This is a genomic window from Wenxinia saemankumensis, from assembly GCF_900141735.1.
Classification (GTDB): domain Bacteria; phylum Pseudomonadota; class Alphaproteobacteria; order Rhodobacterales; family Rhodobacteraceae; genus Wenxinia; species Wenxinia saemankumensis.
Genome location: NZ_FQYO01000007.1, coordinates 19448 through 38170, shown reverse-complemented (window position 1 = coordinate 38170; position 18723 = coordinate 19448). Strand labels below are relative to the sequence as shown.

Here is an 18723-nt window from a genome sequence, read left to right as displayed (position 1 = left end):
TTTTGCTGCTACCGATTGCGTGACCGCCAAAGCACGCATCCGGAACGGGGGCCTACAGCACCGAAGCCATAATCAACGGGGGCTCAGGAGGAAACTACTGCGTGTCGAACCGACCGGATCACGTCCCATCCGGTTCCGCTAGTCGCCCAAGCGGGCGCAGTAGCCGTTGGTCGCCTGACAACGGATGCAACATCTAATTTGCGAACGTGCCGGCCGGGTGAAGCCAAAAAGGCCTTCTGATGGCCCGCCTCACATAAGATGAAGCGGGCCACAAGTCCACGAAGCTACCAGATTAGGTCATCCGCGATGGTTTCCAGCATATCGCCGCCGTCTTTTAGGATGACACGATCACCGTCGCCGAAATTGAGGACGAGGTCGCCCTTCCGGTTCACCTTTCCGTAGGTGTCGACAAAATCGTCGGCGCTCTCGGCACCTGATTGGATCCGGAGGAAGGGACTGATCCAGATTTGATCAACACCCGATTTGAAATCAAGAATTTTGTCACGGCCGCAGTCATCGTTGAACCAGAAAACATCAGCGCCTTTACCGCCAAGAAGCTTGTCATTGCCCTCTTGCCCATCCAGGTAGTCTGCTCCAGCGCCACCAGACAGTACGTCAGCGCCATCGCCACCAAAAAGGCTATCGCGGCCGCCATTGCCGAACAGTTTATCCCTGCCGTCATCACCAATTAAGTCGTCACCCCCGGATCCACCAAATGCCTGATCGTTGCCTTCACCCAACTCAATTATGTCCTGCCCGCGATTTCCGTAGGCAACATCGTTTCCCTCAAAGGTCCGAATAGCATCGTTGCCATCAGAGCCCCGAAACCGATCAGAATTCCCCAAAATAAGTTCGTAGAGGTCTTCAAAATCACCATAGTTCACTGCCTCGGCAAGTTCAAAAGCGTCTATTTCCATGTCCTCGAGCGAATACTCCAGTGCACCCCTATATATCGAGTTGTAGCCAGTAACCTGACCATAGACGTTACCGTAGGCGTCATAGGTGAATGCGCCGTAGTACTGGGCAACTCGAAACCCCGCTGTGATCTCCAGCAATGAGGATGTCGCTTCGGTAACGACCCCTTGGAACGTCTTCGCTTCGTACATATTGACCGGCAGTCCAAATGTGACTTGAGCCACGCTTCACCTCTTTAATCATGATGGACACCGTGTCCGAATCATTGGTCTAATCTTGAGGTTCAGATTTCGCGCTTTACAAGTCATCGTCGGCGCTTTGCTCTCCCCTCGTGGCCCCGCCAACAGCTACGACCAAAGGCGGGAATGTAGGAAAAGACCGCATATCAAACCACTTGAACCACGTCCCGTCCGGGTTCTGCTGGTCGCCCGAACGTATGCGGTAGCCGTTGGCGGCTTGCCGGATCAGCCCTGCCCGAAAAGCGCGAAGGTCGATCAGGCTCCACCCGTCGAGACCGCGACCGCTGGCGCTGGCATGGCCGTAAAACAACCAGTCACCCGAACCGTTCACCACCTTGGCCAACTCTGTCTCCGCGCCGGAGGGCAGTCGCGACCGCAGGGTGAACTGGTGCGGGTAGCGGTCCCGATAGCCCGGCCGGCGCACTCTGGCCGCGATCCGCAGGTCCTTCGCCTCCAGCATCATCAGGTCCGTTGCTTCGTGCCAGTCGAAGGGATCGGCGGCGACGCTCAGTAGATGCCCCCCGATGGCCCGGCGGATCTCGGGAAGGAATTGATCCGACCAGGATCGGTTGTCGCGGTATGTGTCGGGCATTGGGGCGCTACTGGCTGAATGTTGGGGAGGGAGAGCCTAGCGGCCCTCCGCCACGATCCGGGCCCCGTGCCGCAGGCGGCGCAGGAGGGCATACTCGGGATTGTTCGTGATCGCGTCTTCCCAATCCGGCGTCCCGGCGATCAGCCCCGGCCCGAAGTCGTTCCAGATGATGTCGGCGAGCGCGGCCACGCCCTCGGGGCTGGTGGGCGGCTGCTTCTTGAGCCGGTCGTAGAGACGGAGCTGCTGCTGGTCGAGGTCGAGATTTTCGGGCGAGTCCCCGTTGCCGTTGAAGGGGTCGTCGGAGAGCCTCAGCGAGACCGCCTGCAGGTCCCGGAGCCGGGTGGCATCCATCACCACGGGATCGCGGCTGGTATCCGTGAGGCGCTTGGCGTCTGCCCGGACGGAAGCGGCAGCCTCGTCCGACATTTCGGGGCCAACGAGCGCGGCGGCTTTTCTGAGCGCCTCCCCCTGCGTCTTGGCCTCGGCGCCGATCAGGTCGGCCAGCGCCCGGTCCCGCCGCGACTTCGCTTCTTCCCGTGCCTCGGTGAGTTCAGCTGACTTGTGACCCTCGATGCCCCGTTCCTTGGCCAAATGGGCCGTGAGCGCCTCCAGCGGCCCGATCCCGGCCAGCCTGCGGTTTGCGTCTTCCAGACAGGCGATGATGTCGGCGATTCTGGACATTGTGACTTCCTCCAGTTTGGTGGCCGCCCGTTGGTCGAACGGCTCTGTGTTTCAGGCGTAGGTCCGGACCGTTCCGCGAGAGGCGATGCGCGAGATGGTCCCGAGATTGATCGAGCGGGGCCCGCCCTTCTCCACGTCCCACGCGTTGAACAGGTGCGGATGGCGAGCCTTCCGGGTGGCGGCTGCTTGCTGCGCAGAGGGGCTGGCGGCCTCGCCCTTCACGCGGCTCCGAAGCGCCGACGGCTGGATCTTCATGACCCGCTCCAAGCCGTCTGCCTTGGTGAAGGTGACCGTGACGATGCGCCCGCCCTCGGCCTCAATTAGTTCGCGCTTGGCGTCGTTCTGCGCGGCCTTCTCCTCGGCGTAGGGCAGCGCCGCCAGCAGTTCGGAGATGCGTGCACGACCCTCCGGGCCGAGCGTGTCGCGGTTCTCAAGCGCTTCGAGTTCCGCGCGGATGGCGGCCGGCGTCCGGGTCTCGGCGGCGACGGCCGCGCGACGACGGGCGACCAAGCTTTTCACCTGCGTCCATGCTCTGCGGAGAGCGTTGGCGAAGAGGGCCCGCTTCTCGACAAGGCTGGCCCGGCGCTGGCGACCGTAGGTGGGGCCCGGGGTCCAGTCCTGGACGAAGGAGAATGCCCGTTCGGCGCGGGCGAGGCTCCAGGCCAGCTGCATCACTTCGCGGGGGGTCACGGTCAGGGTCATCATGGCGGCGTCCTCTGGTTGCTGATAACTACCTATCACTAGACATAGGTGATAGCAAGTGCTCAGTGAGAGGAACTAATCAGGCGGGGCACCCGATGAAGAGGCCGATCAAGGCAGCAAGGATTTTGGCGGATCTGACGCAGGAGCAGCTGTCGGCTCAGGCCGATGTGCCCCTCATCTCGTTGCGCAGGCTGGAAGGTCGCCCGTCGCATAAGGGGCTTGTGTCGGACGAAGTTGAGGCGCGGGTTGTCTCCGCGCTCGAAGCAGCTGGCGTCGAGTTCCTAGAAGCCGGATCCACAGCGAACGGATCAGGGGTCGCACTCAGGTCGAGCCGAGATTAGGTCTCGTCGTGTCAGCTGTCGGAGTGACCGGTCGTAGCCGATGATGCGCTATTCCAGCCCATTGAGACGAATAGTGCTTCACACGGAGGAATAGCCAAGGGCCGTTACTCCCCGGCCATTACCTCCTAGTGGAAGCAACCGTTAGATGCTACCGACATGCCCCAGTGACTGGGCCGGAAAGCGCTGCTGCTGTATCTGACCCAAAAACACCGTCAGGATTCAACCCGGCACTTCGCTGGAACCGCATAAGGGCATTTATCGTAGCGGGACCTTCAAAGCCATCTGCAAAATCCGCAGGCAAACCAGCGCAGTGCCTCAAAAGCTGTTGTTGATAGCCGACCACAACCGAAGACGGCTGGGCACGAAATGGCGCTGCTGTTCCAGAGCTTGGTGCCCCGTTCCCGCATTCAACTGATCGGCTACCCAGGTCGCAACGCAACCGATTACCAACCATTTCGCTCGGGGCCCTGTGGCAATGATAGGGCCGGCTCCCTGCATGACAGCCGCTCGAATTAAGTCCGCCCGGGTGGGCGGTCACTGGAGCGGCAAATAGTACTAAAGTTGCCGCTAGTATCTGACCAATCAAAAAACGCACGCTGATTCCTCCCAAGCACACTCGCGCGAGTGAGCTTGACGCGACGTGATTCTGTCAAGCGAAAGCGCATCCGTGCGCGAGCCACCCGTCGGGCCGGTGAACTCCTAAAGCAGGTGGAACCCGCAACAGGGGCCACTAAAGAGTAACGCAACCGATACTCTTTCACGAGCGGGTGGCGCAGAGGGAGCCGGCCTTTCTAAGAGGCAGGCGGACACCGCCAAACGTCTCGCCACCACCCCCGAGGATGACTTCGAGGAAATGGTCGAGAGCGGCGCGACCATCACCGAACTGGCGAAGGCTGGAACGGCGTCTAGGCCTGCTGCCGACGCAGATATGTCTAGGCGCCGGGCAAGACAGCTTAAGGCATACCAGACATCTAGACCTGCTGCGGCTCGGCGAGCTAGCTTAGCCAAGGACGCTAGGGAGAGAGACGTGAAGAAGGTAACTTTGTTGGTTGGTACGCTGATCCTGGCTGGGTGCTCGGGCACGATGCAGGGGGTAATCCGTGGTGAGGGAACGCCTGTTCAGTTCAGCTACGAGCAGGGGATGGACTCGGATCAGCTGACAGCAGTGATTGACGGGGAGCAGTTTCGCGGACGCTCGGTCATGGATGGGGCAGCATCGACCTTCGGAACTGGCTTCGGAACTGCCTTCGACATGAGCGGCGGCGCTTACAGCGGCATGACCAATTACGTCGGCTACACGACCACCGGCGATTTCACTGCGACGCTGCTCGGATCGCGCGGCTCAACCCTGCGGTGCGACCTAGACTATGCCGACTCGTCGGGGCTGACCAATGTCGGTGGCGTAGGCGTCTGCCAGCACAGTGATGGTCGCATCATTGATGTGGTGTGGTGAGCAGCCAACTTTATTCTGCCTCTACGAAGCTAGCGAAAGTGACCACCACAGCCAGACGAGACAGGATCAGCTGAGAGATGAATTGAGTGGGCAGCGCATGTATCCAATGAGCGAATAGGAACGCTTAGATACTAGGAAGGGGGAGGGATGAACCAAGCGATTATCTGCGAAGCGATCCGAGAAAAGAAGTTGCTGTCTTTTCTTTATTTGGGGAAACGGCGCGAGGTCGAGCCGCATCTTTTGGGATATGATAGTGACGGGGACCTGACGCTGAGTGCTTGGCAGCTTTCAGGAGGAAGCGGACAAGGCTTTCGCGATTTTCACGTTTCCAAGCTATCCGGGCCAACCAAAGGTCTAAATGGATTTGCAGGGCCGCGACCAGGCTATAACCCGAACGACCAAACCATTGAGCGGATTGTCTGCAGGCTCTGACGCCGCAATCGCACGGCATTGGCCACCTAGCAGGTCCTGAACTTATCGCGCAGTCAGATGCGTGTCTCATGGTATTGAGATACCCCATTTAAAATGGTACCTCAATACCTCATTGATTTTGACCCCTATCGCTAACGCGGTTGGAACACTGATCGCAAATAGCCAAAGAGAGCGGCTAGGGAAGCGCTAGCGCATTGGACGCACGCGGCGTTGGGCTAGTTTCAGCTCGCTCCTGCGCCCCTACGCTTGCCTGCCTAGGATCGCCGGTCTCGGAGGCGACAACGGCCCCCGTCCCCAATAGCCATTCCGTCAGCCGGCGCTCGACATGCCGCGCGGCCTCGGGGCTGTTCACCGGCCGCAGGAGGGCGGCGAACAACTCGCGGTCTTCGATGGCATTCCGCACCAGCAGTTCGGCCCGGTCATTTGTCAGGCTATCGAGGATCCGCCGCATCCGGCGGGTGGCGAAGTTCGCGGTCAGCAGGGACGCGCCCGAAGTCCCCTGCCCCGCCTGTGCGCCCATCCGAGCCGCGGCCGTGTTCGACAGGAGGCTGATGACGCTGTTCGGGGCATCGTTCATCACCGCATCGAGCGAACGTCCCTCCCTGGCATGCTGGAGGCCCTGCAGCTCGCGAGCGAGGCGATCCATGCGCCCAAGTTCCGGCGCCGTAAAGACCCTGCCGAGGGCGGCGCGGGTCCGCGTATCCTGCAGCAGGCCGTTCAGCGTGTCGCCGTTCAGAAGCGGCGAGCCGTCACCGGAATAACCGCCGTTCGACTGGCGCGTCAGGTAATCCAGAAAGCCGCCTTTAAGGCCATCAAGAGCGCGACCAGTCTCGTCTCTGCGCGCGGCATTCGCGAGGATCGCAGCCGCCCGCGTCGGGTTACGGTCCTGGAATACGGCCTGCGCAATCTCGTCCCCCGCTCTGGCATTGATGAAGGCAGCCGTGACGCTCTCCCGAGAATTGTCGAGCGCTCGGGTGATGTCGGCAACCCGGCTCGCTCGATCAAGGGCGGTACGGGTCGCGTCCTGCGCGTTGGAAATGTCGGCCTGAAGATCCGGGAAGCGCTGCAGGGTCTCCCGGTTGCGAGAGACGAACCCATCGGCGCGCTCCGGGGTGAACGGTCGCACTCCCTCCATGAGGCGACCGCGAAGGTAGTCCTCCAGTGAAGCGTCAGCATTGCTTCCGGCTGCGCCCCGGATGTCATCGACAGCGACAGCACCACGGACACCGCCCAACCCGACCGAACGAGCAAGCGTGGTCTCCGGAGCGACGTTCGGCCCGCCTGTCCGCTGGCGGGCCGTAACCATGCCGACAGTTCCCTGGCCGAAGGTCTCGTTGACCTCCCGGCTGAAGCTGCGGGCTTCGTTGATGGTCCGACCGATGGTCGTCTCCGGCCCTACCGCGCCGAGATCCTCGAGAATGGCATCGGCGATCCCGTTGGCGATCCTCGCCACGTTCTCCCGGGGGACAGGCCCGGCCATGGCTTCGCGCGCGCTCTGCCGAAGGCTGCTGTAGAGGCCATAGACATCCTGCACGGTCTCCATCTCCGCGAAGCCCCCTTCCTCCCCGCTGAGGAAAGCACGGGCGGCGTGGGGGATGTCGGATTGCTGCGGGCGCCCGGTCTCTGCCACGAAGCGGTCGTATGCGGCACGAGCGCGGTCAGTTGGCACCTGCGCGACCCTCGGAACGCGATCCCAGAGCTTGCTTTCCTGGCCACGAGCCCGGTCATACGCGCGGTCGATTTCCTCGCGCACGATCACGGCATTCTCGCTTTCCCGTCGTGCGGGGTCGAGACGCTCGACCCGGGCGCGGGCGCGGTTCTCCGCGAGTTGGACCATGCCTTGCAAGCGAGTGCGGAACTGCTCCCTCCGCACGTCCACCATGCGCTGAGCGGCGGACACGCTCTCCCCGTTGGCAGGCGCGCGCAGACCTTCGATGGCTTGCTGTCCAGCCTCCCGGCTGCGTTCTGCCAGCCTGTCGCGAAGCCGGGGGTCAGTCTCGGCAGCCGTCCGCTCCAACGCCAAAAGGTTTGGGTCGTCCAGCTGCTGCGCGGGGGTCAGGTTCGTTTCGGTTCTCTGGCGTAGCGCCTCCCGCGTCGCCTCCGGATCGGACACGAGGCTGCGGATGCGGTCAGTTGCCCTCACCCTCGCCCCCGCCTCGGTAAACGGCACGACGGCCGCCTGGGCAGCGCGGATACCGGTCCCCACAACCGGCGTGCGACGGATTGCAGCGGTGCCGGCCCTCAATGCCGCTCCGGGGCCCGTGGCTGCTGCAAGGCCACCCAGAAGCCCCCCAGCGGCCCGTGCGAGGCCGTTGCCATCCGACATGCGGTCTGCGGCCGCCTCGCCCACCCTGGCGCCGGCTCCCGCCGCCATCTCTGCGGCTACGGCGCGTCCGGGGGTCGCAAGGAACGGGCGGGATACGTCCGTCGCCACCTCTCGGCCTAGCTGCCCGGTTGCGCCCACGGCACGCAGGGCGCCCGCCCCGGGCAACAACGCCCCCGCCGCCTCTCCGGCGCCCAGAAGTGCGCGCTCGCCCATCGTCTGAGGGGCACGGTTCGCCGCCGCGATGTCAGCTGCCCCCATGGCGGCCCGGATGCTGTCGGACCCGCCCACGGGGCTATCACCGGTTTCGATGCCGACCCGGTTCAGGCCGGCTGCCACGATATCCACGGGCGCGCCCAGGGTGCGAGCGATACCCTCGTTCAGGAACGACATTGCGCCTTCGAGGCGGCTGTCGGTCTCGGCATTTGCCGGGGTGATCTGGAGGCTATCGGCAATTTCTATGACCGTTGCCTCCTGCTCCCGAGGGGAGAGGCTGGCGAAGTCGTCCGAGACGGAGACCTTCACACCTTCGATTACGAGCTCCATCAGTTCACCACTCCCCAGCTGATGCCGTTGCTCGTCCGGTTCTGCGCAGGAGCGTTGGCGGGCGTTTCCGGCCGGGGCTGTCCCCGGAACGATTGAAGCACCCCCTGATAGTCCTCCAGGATCGGGCGCAGTTGTTCGATGTTAGCTGCTGCCTCCGCACGCTGCTGCGGGATGAAATTGCCGCGCACGACGGTCTCGTTGAAGGCGATAGCCTCGTTCAGGAGCTGCGTCGTCTGCGTCAGCCGTTCCCGCGTCCGGCCCTCACCCTGCCAGACGCTATTCGGCGTGGTGGTCAGCCGCTCGAACCGCTCCAGAAGGAAATTCGACGGTCGGCCGGGGACACTTTGCGACAGCGCCACCATCGTCCGGTTCGACAAGTTGGTGAGGAACTGCGTCGCTTCCTCGTTATCCGCGTTCACCAGCCCCAGACCCAGCGCGTCGGAAAGAGTGTTGGCGAGGTTGGCGGCGAGACCGTATCCGCCCACAGCAGCGGTGAAATCGGGACTGCTCCCCGCTCTGGGCGCATCGGGCGATCCCTGCACTGGCGGCAGGTCCGTCACGGAAACCGTGGACGGAAGCCCCGGGGCCGAAGGTGCCGCCCTCTGCAGGACGTTGTAACTCTGTCCCTGCGCCGGGATGACACGCTCACCGGTCTGGCGGTCGATGAGATAGGTCTCCCGAGTGATAGGGTCGATGACCGTCTCGTGGAGATCCATCGTTCGGATCGCTTCGGCCCGGGAAACGCCGGTTGCCTCCATGATACGAGCAATCTCCGCCTCGGCAGCGGATGGCCCGCCCTCGCTGTAGAGCGGCGTATCGGGAGGAAGAAGACCGCTGTTGATATCCGCCTGAATGCGTCCGGGTGCGGACTGCGCTTGGGAAGTCGGCCCCGTCGTCATGTCGATAACATCGGCCATATCCATAAACCGAGCCGCAAATATATCCCTGTTCTCGAATGTCAGGCCCGGAACGTTCAGGCCAAGCTGAGCGAACTGTTCCGGTGTCTGCGCGGCCATCGCCATGGCAACGCCTTCCCGCATCCTCTGGGCCTCAGCAGCGGCCTGATCGGCGGCGAGACCGCGCGCATGATCGGCCACCTGGCGGGCTTCCTGATCCGTCAGAATGCGAAGCCGCTGATCGGCGCGGCGGTCCTCGTTCTGCGCGAGATCCATGCTCTGCCGGGTCGCGTCCATGCCGAGGCGGTCGCTTTGAATGCCGAGCGCCTCCTGCGGCGAAAACTGCGCCAGCTGCGCCAGCGCCGCCGGATCGCCGTTCATGATCCCTGCGCCTTGATCCTGATACAGCTGCGCCAGGGCGTTCTGACGGCGGGCATTGTTGATCCCCATGCCGATTTGCGTCCCCTGCGCCAGGGCGTTCAGCACGTCGGGCTGCTGAACCGAAAGCGGGATGGTCGTGTTCATTCTCATTGGTCTTTCCTCCAATGTCCGGCCGTCTTGCCGAGAGTAAATCGAGGCTGCGTCACACTAGCCTCCGTTGGGTATTCTGGTGGGTAGGCTGAGGGAGCTTTCTCGAAGCCTCCAATTCGGCCAGACCTGCCCGGATCACTCGCTTCAGAAATTCCGGCGTTTCGTACTGGCCAATCACGCCCTGATGATCGTCTATCGCGCGCTCGTCCGTCAGTTCCGACGCGCCGTGACGCGGGCTTTTCAGGTTCACTGGCACGGGTCGGTCCCCTCAATGCTGCGATCAGCTACAGCAGCGCTGTCAGGGGCGATCCCGTCCGCTATCGCCTTTTGCTCAAGGCGCTCGTACTTTTCCCGGATGCTCGCAAGAATCTCGTCTCCGATTGGGCGTTCGTCTGCGACGCATTCAGCCACCTGCAGAAAGTGCCCGGCCAGAAAGAGTTCGAATTGCCTGTCGTGCGCGTCGTCCGGAGGCATCGGACAACCACGGAGCGCGCGCATCACGAACTCCGGCTGGCTTTCATCTTCGCCCGGGGAAAAGGTGCCCCAAGGCGCGATGACCTGACCGATCCGGGACCCGCCATCCACAGAGACGAAGCGCATGAAGATGACGGGAAAGTCGGGATCGTTGCCACTGTTGCCCTGTTCGAGCCTGCGGATCCGCTTCTGATAAGCGCTCATTGCCGCCCCGCGTCTGGTTCAAGGAATGCCGACCGGCTGCGACCTGTAATTCGGAGAACGAAAGCGTCCTGCGTCTCCCCGCGTTGGCGCTCGTGAAGTTCGCCGCCAACCCAGACGGAGCTGTAGTCGGGCTCCCCGTCGTCGCCGAAGCGATCCGCCACCAGAACGACGAGATCCGACCCGCCGCCATTTTCGAGCTTCGTCACTCGGCCCTTGAGGTTCATTTCGCCCCCTCCAGTGCGGTCAGCCGCGCTTCGATTTCGGTCATTTCGAGCGTGCGCCTCAGGCCGTCGACCAGCGCCATGACGGCGCCGCCCTCCGCCGGGGTCAGTTCGCCGCTGGCCACCGACGCGAGGACCGCCTTCGCCAATTCCCCGGCGTCCTTCGCCTCGGCGGCGTCAGGGATCGTGAATGTGATGGGCGAGTCTTTCCGGGCCGGCGCAATCCGCTCCAAACAGAGCCGCATGGCCGTAGCGTCGCCGCCCAGCGCCATCTCGACTGCTTTCCGGGTCAGGGCTTCCGCCTCACCGTCCAGCAGTTCTTCGACCGCTCGGGTCGTTTTGTGCCGGGCTCCCGCAGGACGGCCAGGGTTGCCGGCGGCGAATGTGCCGTTCGCGTTTCGACCGTCCGTTTTGGCACCGTTCTTTCGGTCAGTCATTTGCGGCCTCCCGTTCACGCTCCTGGCGGACGAAGGCCTCGGCTTGGTCTCGTTTGCCGAAGCCGCGAGTGCCGCCACCGGGAAGGTCGACCAGATAGCCGATCATCGGCCCCAAGTAGGTGATCGGGAATTGGTCCTCAGCGGCCATTGGACGCCTTTCTATTCTGGAGGAGGATAGAGAGGGGCCAGCCAAGGCAGCGGCACCCGCCAGCGTCACAACCGTCACACCTTCTAGAGGTGTGTGACGTTCGTGACGGTGAAACTGGCCCGCACAGGTGACGCACTGTGACGGGCTGTGACGATTGTGACGGTCAGTCATCGGGCTGGACCCTCCAGACATGGCCGCCCCATTCACGCACCTCGTTCAGGTCCATGAGCTTGGTCTTGGCGCGCATGAAGGCGGTTCTAGCCGCGCTCTCGCTCGCGCCGGAGGTCAGCCCGTGGGCGGAGCAAGCTTCCCGCCAGCGGTCCACGTGGACGACTTGGCGCCCCGCCGGGTACATCGGCCCGGACCTGCTCTCCCCGTGCTCCCTCAGGGCATCGGCAAGAGCTTGCATGGCCACCTCGTTCTTACCCGACAGCGGCTTTCGCACCTTGGCCGGCGGGGCGGCAGCCTCGACCACCGCGCTCGTCACGGGGTCGCCGTCTTCGTCCTCGCCGAGCCTCAGGTCGCGAAGGGCGAAGTGCAGGGGACCGGCGATGGCCATGTCGCGCTGCTTCTTGCAGACGATTTCGCCCTCGGACGTGACGTGGATCTCGGTATCGACCGCCGCGCGCAGTGCGGACGACCCTCGGGCGCCGCGATCCTCGTCCTTGCCGGTGTGGTGGACGACCATGACGTGAGCCCCGGTCGCCTCACGGATGAGGTCGCAATTCCGGACGAACATCGCGGCGTCCTTGGCCGTGTTCTCGTCTCCGTCGCCCATACTGCGCGCCAGCGTGTCGATGACCACTAGAGCGGGTTCGCCGTCCGGGATGATCTCGCAGAGCGCGAGGGCGTCCCCGGCAGAGTGGAGGTCCAGGCTCACGGGCAGGAGAGTTAGGGGAGCATCCGCGATTTCTGGCCGCTCACGCTTCAGGGCTGCCAGCCGGTTCCGGACGCCCGCGCCGCCTTCGGCAGCGACATAGAGGACGGACCCGCCATTGACCCGACACTCGCGCCACGTCTGCCCGGCGGCGATATGCATGGCGATGTCCAGCGCAACGAAGGTCTTCCCCGCGTTGGACGGCCCGTAGAGCATCGAAAGCCCCCGGCGGGAGAGCCAACCCTTCACGAGGTAATTGAGCGTCAGGACCGGCTGCACATCGGCGAGGCGCACGAGGCGCGCTTCCAGCTCCGCTGCCCTCGACTTCTGGCGATTGAAGTTGAGGACGGTCATGCTGCCCACCTCCGAGCGATTTCGGAAAGGTCGGCCCCGTGCTGTCGCGCGAGCGCGGGCACCGTCGCCCAGGTGACGCCACTTCGCTTGAAGCTGCGCCACTTCGCGGCAACCTCCCCGGCCCGATACTTCGCGCCGGTCGCGCTCCACTTGTCGGCTACGGCGAGCCCCTCATCGGAGCCGTTGTAGCGGGCGTGAAGAGCCATCAGAACGGATACCCATTCGGCATAGGGGAGGTCGGCCGAGACATGACCCAGCAACTCCTGCACCTCCCCCGTGGGCGTCTCTCTCTCAGTGGTCCGGGCAGGGGCGGGCGGCGATTGCAGCAGCATCGCGCGCAATCCGAACGGAACGGCGGGCAGCTCGTCCGGGATCGCGCCTTCGTAGATGCCAGCCGCAGTGATGGAGCCCGGAGCGACGACGAAGCCGCCCTCGCCCCTCGTGTCGATTTTCGGCCCGAGCTTGGACGTACTGCTCCGCGCCCCATCGAAATGGCGAAAGTAGATATGGCGGCCCCCGCTGGGGGTCGTGATCGCCGCGTGGTCGATGAGGCCGGCATAGCGCGGAAGAGCGAGCAAAGAGGCTTCACCGATCCGCTCGCCGGTCTGCTTGTCCACATCGAGGTCGATGACGAACACGTTGTTCGCCGCCCCGCAGGGAATGCCCCATGCCCGAGCGCCGGCAGCTTTCCAGCCAGCGATCACATCCGGATCATGCGTGGCTTTTGCCTGCCAGCCGGAGATGAGTGGGACCTTGTCAGGTCCCACCGGAAAGATGCTGTAACCTTTGAGGTTGCTCATCGGGCGACCCCTCCGAATGCCAGCTCGGCGAGTGCCCTGGCGACGGGCTCGGGCAAGCCGTGACGATGACGAATGCGGGCTACTTGAATGCGGCGGCGATCCATCAGGCGGCCTCCGCTTTCTTGGTGGCATCGCGGACGAGCCGGACCGCGCTGACGAGACGGTAGACGCCGAAACGGCCCTCCTCGTCCCCGTCGATCCGGATGGTCTCGATGTCGAGCCCGTAATCGCGCTTGAGGATCAGCACCTTGTCGGAGAGCCGGACGGGGCTGGCGCAATAGACCGGCCCCTGCCGGAGGGCATCCAGCACTTGGCGGTTGCGCTTCGACAGTACGGCGTGGCGAGCCTTGTCGCCGTCCATCCACTCATAGCGTGCTAGATCCCGGGCCGCAGGCAAGTCGCGGCGCGACATTATCCAACGCGTGCCGGGGGGAGCGAAAGTCTTGTGGAAAGTCATGGTCGGTCAGTCCTTTGGGATTGATCGACCGGAGCGCATGCGCTATCTCTGTCAGTGCCGCCGACAGAAATACCGCCCCCTGCGTCCCGGTCGGGATGTTTGGGGGCGATTTCTTATGCGGCAACCCGTTCGGCGGCCGCGCGATTGATCACGGCTTCGATTTCCGAGCGGCGCCAGCGGCTGGTATTCGCGATGCGGATCGGGCCGGGGATGGTTCCCTCGCTGGCCCAACGCCAAACGGTGGAAACCGACACGCCGAGAAGGTCAGCGGCGGTGCGGTCGCGGATCAGGGGATCGGATTGCATGGTCAGCCTCACGCGGGGTTGCGATGGGCTGACAAAAGGCGTTTCGGCGGCGACGCGAAAGACGGGCAAAACCGGGAAAAGGAAAAATGAATTTAACCGCCCCGTTTTTCCTGCTCTCTTACTGCCCGACTCAAGGTTTCGTGACTGATCGTTGGCCCGCCCGCCTGCCGAATGTCTCTCGCTAACTCCTTCCAGCTCTCTTCAGGCTGTTTCCCCATTGGCCGGATCTGGTCGTAAACCTCCAAGGCGTGGGGAACCTTAGCTGGTCGACCCACTTTTCGGCTAGCCTCTACCGACAGCCATGACTGCGCTTCGCCCCTCGCGACAACCGGCAATTTACCTTCGAAAGCACCATACTCGCCAAAGTCGAAAAGAGAGCCATTCCACCACATTGACTCGAAAGCTGTTTGAGCAGGCAGGCGCTGCCATGTCGGCCGGGGGATGGTGCTATTTTGCCCGTGAACCACAGCGATGAGGTGGCCACATTGGAGGGCCGTCAAGACGTCGCTGTACGCTTCCGGGTGATAGGCATCGTCTGGCAAATCGGGGTGGCGCAGCAAATCTAAGCCAAGACACAGCTCCCGAAGTCGGACCCAAAGCATGTCATCAACCAATGGCTCAGAACTCGGCGTGTCAAAGAATGACTTGGCGCGGTCGATTGCCGACTTCGGATTTAAACTGTTCATCAGGCTATCCGAACAAGCTTTGCATTTCGTTCAGCAACGTACTTCCCCCACCTGTCCATTAAGAGGCAACGGCGTTCGAAAAGGTCGGACCTAGCGTATGCCTGCTCCACCGAGTTGCCGGTCGCATGAGATAGCGCCGCCTCGGCTACCTCTCGCGGGGCGTGAGCGCATTCGCTCGCCCAGTCGCGAAAGCTCGACCGGAAGCCGTGCACCGTCACGTCCTCGCGCTTCATGCGACGCAGTATCGGTTTGAAGGCCATGACCGACAGCGGACGGGCCTGCCGACTGTTCGCGCGGGTGGGGGACGGAAAGACGAGGTCGGCGTCCATGCCCTTCACCTTGGCCAACACCTCCAGGGCTTGATCGGAGAGCGGAACGCGATGCGGCAAGCCGCGCTTCATTCGCTCGGCCGGGACAGTCCACGTCGCCTTGTCGAAGTCGATTTCCGACCAGCGCGCGCCGCGCGCCTCCCCCGACCGCACGGCGGTGAGGATGATGAACTCCAGGCACCGGGAAGACATGCTGTCTCGTTCCCGCAGCTCGCTCACAAAGGCCGGCACGTCCTGCCAAGGCATCGAAGCCATGTGGTCGGCGCGGTGCTTCACGTTCGGCAGGGCCTTCTTGAGGCCGTTAATGGGGTTCTCGCCGGGATAGTGGCCGGCCCCTCTCGCCCAATCGAAGATGGTCCCGAGCCGCTGGCGCAGGCGCTTCGCCGTCTCGTGCTTCTCGGTCCAGATGGGCGTCAGGATCGCCAGCACGTCGGCCGTGCCGACCGTCTCGATGGGGCGGTTGCCGAACGCGGGCTTGGCGTGGGTGCGAACCGTCTGAAGCCAGGTCTCGGCGTGCTTTGCGTTCTTCCAGGTCGGCAGCAGCCCAGCGTGTACCTTCTCTGCGGCTTCCCAGAAGGTCAGGGTCTCGCGCTTGCGGACCGTATCGGGATCGCCGCCCTCCCGCGCGACCTTCCGCAGTTTCCGGGCTTCCTCACGCGCCTCGGCGAGCGAGACCCAAGATTGGCCGCCGAGGCCAAGCTCTCGACGCTTCCCGTGCACGACCGTGCGGAGGATCCACGACTTTGCCCCGGTCGGACCAACCCGCAAATACAGGCCAGCCCCATCGCCATACATGCCGGGCTCTTTCACGGTCTCGACCTTGCGGGCGGTCAGCGGCATTGGCAGTCCCTCGCGTGGCGGGACATGGACGGATCGTCCCGCCATCTGTCCCACCACTTACAATAGGACCGCCTGCGACGAGATGAAAGGGGATGCCACGATAGACAGCGACCGTTGGTCCGTGGCGGCTAGATGATGCGATGGGGTGGGATGGGGTGCGATTGCGCGTCGGTAGACCTCGACTCCACCATCCTTCCCTCCGGTCTTGACGATTCCGCCTCCGGGATGCCTCGTTCCGCGAGCCGATCGTCGGTCGAACCCGCCCACGGTGGCTCCACCATCGCTCCCCGCTCCGGACACTCCCAGCCGCTAGGCGGATCCCTATGGGGTAACTGGGGCCGTTCACCGCCATGGAACGCGGAAACGCTGGCGGCGGTCCGGCAGGCGTTGCCCGGTGGGAGCTCTCCCACCCGGCGCAGTCGCTGGGCCGACCATGTCCGTCCGGCCATCCCGGGCCGGATCGGTCCCGGCTCTCCGGCTCCGGTCCGCCGGGGCCCGGTGGCCCCGGCTCGTGATCTCGGGCCGGCGTGATCAGGCCGCGTTCACCTCCGCCCGGCTCTCCATCCGCCAGTCCTTCGGGAGGGGCCGCATCCCGCCCGTCAAGGTGACGGTGCCCCGTCCGCGGATGTCGGACGAGGACGCACCGATCATCACCTCGACCTCGCCCGGCTCGACCCGCCGCGCGCCGTCCATCGCGGTGAAGGAGATCATGTCGGAGGGAACGGCAAAGCGGACCACCTTCGCTTCCCCCGGCTGCAACTCGACCCGGGCGAAGCCCTTCAGCTCGCGCACCGGACGCACGACGCTGGCGAGCCGGTCGCGGACATAGAGCTGCGGCACCGCGATTCCCGCGCGCCCGCCGGTATTGCGAATGGTCATGCGGGCGACGATCTCGCCGCCCTCCACCGGCACCTCCGCCGCCTCCAGCGCGAACTCCTCCCAGGCGAAATCGGTATAGGACAGGCCGTGGCCGAAGGCGTGGCGCGCCCCGAAATGGCGGGCGATGGGGGTGCCGGCGCTCTTGAACTTGTGGTTGTAGAAATAGGGCGCCGCGCCCGCGCTCTTGGGCATCGAGAGCGTCAGCCGGCCGGACGGCTCGATCGCCCCGGTCAGGATCTCGGCCAGGGCCGTGCCGCCCTCCTGCCCCGGGAACCAGGCGACGATCTCGGCGGCCGGCTCGACGTTCAGCACGTAGGGCCGACCGGACATCTGCACGACGACCAGCGGGGTGCCGGTCGCGGCCAGCGCCTCGAGCAGCTGCGGCTGCACGCCCGGCAGGTCGAGGCTGTCGGTATCCGACCCCTCCCCCACAGTGCCGGTCTGGAAGATGCCGGAGAGGTCGCCGACGCAGACCACGGCCACCTCCGCGTCCCGGGCCACCGCGACGGCCGCGTCGATCATGTCGGTGCGGGTGGACAGGTTCGACGTGACCTTCGCCTCGGCATTGTCGGCCACGTCGCCGGGAAAGACCGGCGCCCCGGCCTTGCGCTCGTCGAGGATGTTGCAGCCGCGGGCATAGGTCAGGTCCGCGCAGACCCTGTCCAGCGCCGCGCGGGGCGTGGTCACGGCGTCGGTGTCGTCCGTCTCGTCCGACATGATGAGGTGGACGGGGAAGGAATAGTCGCCGAGCAGGGCGAGCGGGTCGTCCGCGCAGGGACCGATCAGGGCGATCCTCCGCCCGGGATCGAGCGGCAGGATCCCGTCGTTCGACACGACGGTGATCGACTGGCGGGCGACCTCCAGCGCGGTGTCCACCGCCCCCTTCGTGCGCAGCGCGACCTTGCCCTCGTCGGCATAGGGCTGCTCGAACACGCCGACGCGCACCTTCTCGACCAGCACGCGCGTCACGGCGGCGTCGATCGTGTCCATGTCGATCAGGCCGCGATCCAGCGCCGATTTCAGATGCGCCGCGCAATCCTCGCCCGGCAGTTCGACGTCCAGTCCGGCCTTCACCGCCTGCGCCATCGCCTCGGCCGCGTCGGAGGCCGTGCCGTGATGCCGGTAGAGCAGGCTCACCCCGATGTAATCCGCGACGACGATCCCGTCGAAGCCCCACTCCTCGCGCAGGACCTGCGTCAGCAGGTGACGCGAGGCATGGACCGGCTCGCCGTCGATGTCGTGATAGGCCGGCATGACCGAGCCGGCATTCGCGCCCTTCACCGCCATCTCGAAGGGCAGCAGGAAGGTGTCGTTCAGCTCGCGCCAGCCCAGATTGACCGGCGCGTGGTTGCGCGCCCCCTCCGACAGCGAATGGCCGGCATAATGCTTCAGCGTCGCCAGCAGCCGCCGATCCTCGCCCTGCAGGCCGCGGATATAGGCGGAGGCCATGATGCCGGTGTGCCAGGGATCCTCGCCGAACGTCTCCTCCGTGCGGCCCCAGCGGGCGTCGCGCGCCACGTCGAGCACCGGGGCGAGGCCCTGGTGGCAGCCGACCGACCGGCATTCGGCGCCGATGGCGCGGCCGACCGCCTCGATCAGGTCGGGATTCCAGGTGGCGCCGTAGGCGGTGGCCGACGGGAACAGCGTCGCGCCCCGCGCCATCAGGCCCGAGAGGCATTCCTCGTGCGACATGACCGGCACGCCGAGCCGCGTCTCCTCCACAAGGAACTTCTGCAGACGGTTGAGGGCGCGCACCCCGTCCACGGGATCGACCGCCCGGCTGCCGAGCGGGCGGGTGATCTGCCCCAGCCCGTGGGCCAGCATCCGGTTCAGCGTCTCGCGGTCGGTCGTGCCGGTGAAGCCGTCGGCGCGGACCTCGTGGTTCCCCTCCGGGTCAAGCAGCAGCCAGAAGGCATGGAGCTGCGCGATCTTCTCGTCGAGGGACATCCGGCCGAGCAGGTCGGCGGCGCGGTCCTCGGCACTGGCATCGGCGCGGCGATAGGTCTCGGTCATGTCTGGTCCTCCACTGGCGGGCGGACATTGGCCCCGCCCGCCCGGGAG

General features: G+C 64.6%; 20 protein-coding genes. 2 read left to right on the top strand and 18 right to left on the bottom strand.

The genetic code is table 11. From position 1 onward, the window contains the following. Positions 1–284: 284 nt before the first annotated feature. The 5 genes from BUE30_RS16150 to BUE30_RS18285 all read right to left on the bottom strand — a co-directional run bounded on the left by BUE30_RS16150 (position 285) and on the right by BUE30_RS18285 (position 3924). On the bottom strand, positions 285–1139 hold the full coding sequence (locus tag BUE30_RS16150) for a calcium-binding protein (protein WP_083601443.1): 855 nt from the start codon (positions 1137–1139) through the stop codon (positions 285–287). 73 nt (positions 1140–1212) lie between these two features. After that, positions 1213–1746, bottom strand: coding sequence for a hypothetical protein (locus BUE30_RS16145; protein WP_073333900.1), 534 nt, complete (start codon positions 1744–1746; stop codon positions 1213–1215). A gap of 36 nt (positions 1747–1782) precedes the next feature. Further along, positions 1783–2427 carry a hypothetical protein gene (locus BUE30_RS16140; RefSeq protein WP_073333895.1) on the bottom strand — a complete coding sequence of 215 codons (645 nt, stop codon included), beginning with the start codon at positions 2425–2427 and terminating at the stop codon, positions 1783–1785. Between the two features lie 51 nt (positions 2428–2478). Then, positions 2479–3132: a hypothetical protein gene (locus BUE30_RS16135; protein ID WP_073333891.1), complete on the bottom strand. Its 654-nt coding sequence runs from the start codon at positions 3130–3132 to the stop codon at positions 2479–2481. A gap of 486 nt (positions 3133–3618) precedes the next feature. Beyond that, positions 3619–3924: a peptidoglycan-binding domain-containing protein gene (locus BUE30_RS18285; RefSeq protein WP_083601442.1), complete on the bottom strand. Its 306-nt coding sequence runs from the start codon at positions 3922–3924 to the stop codon at positions 3619–3621. Positions 3925–4497: 573 nt separating this feature from the next. Between BUE30_RS18285 and BUE30_RS16120 the strand changes: the two genes are divergently transcribed. Both BUE30_RS16120 and BUE30_RS17650 read left to right on the top strand, forming a co-directional pair. Beyond that, complete coding sequence (locus BUE30_RS16120; protein ID WP_073333875.1) at positions 4498–4923, top strand: hypothetical protein; 426 nt, start codon at positions 4498–4500, stop codon at positions 4921–4923. 147 nt (positions 4924–5070) lie between these two features. Next, on the top strand, positions 5071–5355 hold the full coding sequence (locus tag BUE30_RS17650; protein ID WP_073333872.1) for a WYL domain-containing protein: 285 nt from the start codon (positions 5071–5073) through the stop codon (positions 5353–5355). A gap of 175 nt (positions 5356–5530) precedes the next feature. On the opposite strand, the gene BUE30_RS16110 is transcribed toward BUE30_RS17650, so the two are convergent. From BUE30_RS16110 to BUE30_RS16060, 13 genes are all read right to left on the bottom strand, one after another. Further along, positions 5531–8224: a hypothetical protein gene (locus BUE30_RS16110; RefSeq protein ID WP_073333867.1), complete on the bottom strand. Its 2694-nt coding sequence runs from the start codon at positions 8222–8224 to the stop codon at positions 5531–5533. Further along, the gene (locus BUE30_RS16105) at positions 8224–9645 is read right to left on the bottom strand and encodes a hypothetical protein (RefSeq protein WP_139300592.1); all 1422 of its coding nucleotides are present in this window, start codon (positions 9643–9645) and stop codon (positions 8224–8226) included. Before BUE30_RS16105 ends, BUE30_RS16110 begins: the two co-directional genes overlap by 1 nt. Before the next feature lie 252 nt (positions 9646–9897). Beyond that, the gene (locus BUE30_RS16100; protein WP_073333860.1) at positions 9898–10329 is read right to left on the bottom strand and encodes a hypothetical protein; all 432 of its coding nucleotides are present in this window, start codon (positions 10327–10329) and stop codon (positions 9898–9900) included. Continuing rightward, positions 10326–10553: a hypothetical protein gene (locus BUE30_RS16095; protein ID WP_073333856.1), complete on the bottom strand. Its 228-nt coding sequence runs from the start codon at positions 10551–10553 to the stop codon at positions 10326–10328. Before BUE30_RS16095 ends, BUE30_RS16100 begins: the two co-directional genes overlap by 4 nt. After that, positions 10550–10987, bottom strand: coding sequence for a DUF5681 domain-containing protein (locus BUE30_RS16090; protein ID WP_073333852.1), 438 nt, complete (start codon positions 10985–10987; stop codon positions 10550–10552). The genes BUE30_RS16095 and BUE30_RS16090 overlap by 4 nt, the downstream gene beginning before the upstream one ends. Then, positions 10980–11135, bottom strand: a complete 156-nt coding sequence (locus BUE30_RS17885) for a hypothetical protein (protein WP_170865663.1) — start codon at positions 11133–11135, stop codon at positions 10980–10982. Before BUE30_RS17885 ends, BUE30_RS16090 begins: the two co-directional genes overlap by 8 nt. Before the next feature lie 163 nt (positions 11136–11298). Continuing rightward, on the bottom strand, positions 11299–12366 hold the full coding sequence (locus BUE30_RS16085; RefSeq protein WP_073333847.1) for a helicase RepA family protein: 1068 nt from the start codon (positions 12364–12366) through the stop codon (positions 11299–11301). Continuing rightward, positions 12363–13166: a bifunctional DNA primase/polymerase gene (locus BUE30_RS16080; protein WP_073333843.1), complete on the bottom strand. Its 804-nt coding sequence runs from the start codon at positions 13164–13166 to the stop codon at positions 12363–12365. The genes BUE30_RS16085 and BUE30_RS16080 overlap by 4 nt, the downstream gene beginning before the upstream one ends. A 103-nt stretch (positions 13167–13269) precedes the next feature. Next, positions 13270–13527: a hypothetical protein gene (locus tag BUE30_RS16075; protein ID WP_073333838.1), complete on the bottom strand. Its 258-nt coding sequence runs from the start codon at positions 13525–13527 to the stop codon at positions 13270–13272. Between the two features lie 209 nt (positions 13528–13736). Then, on the bottom strand, positions 13737–13928 hold the full coding sequence (locus BUE30_RS16070) for a helix-turn-helix transcriptional regulator (protein ID WP_073333833.1): 192 nt from the start codon (positions 13926–13928) through the stop codon (positions 13737–13739). Between the two features lie 92 nt (positions 13929–14020). Continuing rightward, entirely contained in the window at positions 14021–14614 is a 594-nt protein-coding gene (locus BUE30_RS17645) for a hypothetical protein (RefSeq protein ID WP_139300591.1), read from the bottom strand. Beyond that, positions 14614–15783 carry a tyrosine-type recombinase/integrase gene (locus BUE30_RS16065; protein WP_073333828.1) on the bottom strand — a complete coding sequence of 390 codons (1170 nt, stop codon included), beginning with the start codon at positions 15781–15783 and terminating at the stop codon, positions 14614–14616. The genes BUE30_RS17645 and BUE30_RS16065 overlap by 1 nt, the downstream gene beginning before the upstream one ends. 531 nt (positions 15784–16314) lie before the next feature. Then, complete coding sequence (locus tag BUE30_RS16060) at positions 16315–18675, bottom strand: glycoside hydrolase family 3 N-terminal domain-containing protein (protein WP_073333825.1); 2361 nt, start codon at positions 18673–18675, stop codon at positions 16315–16317. Positions 18676–18723: the final 48 nt, after the last annotated feature.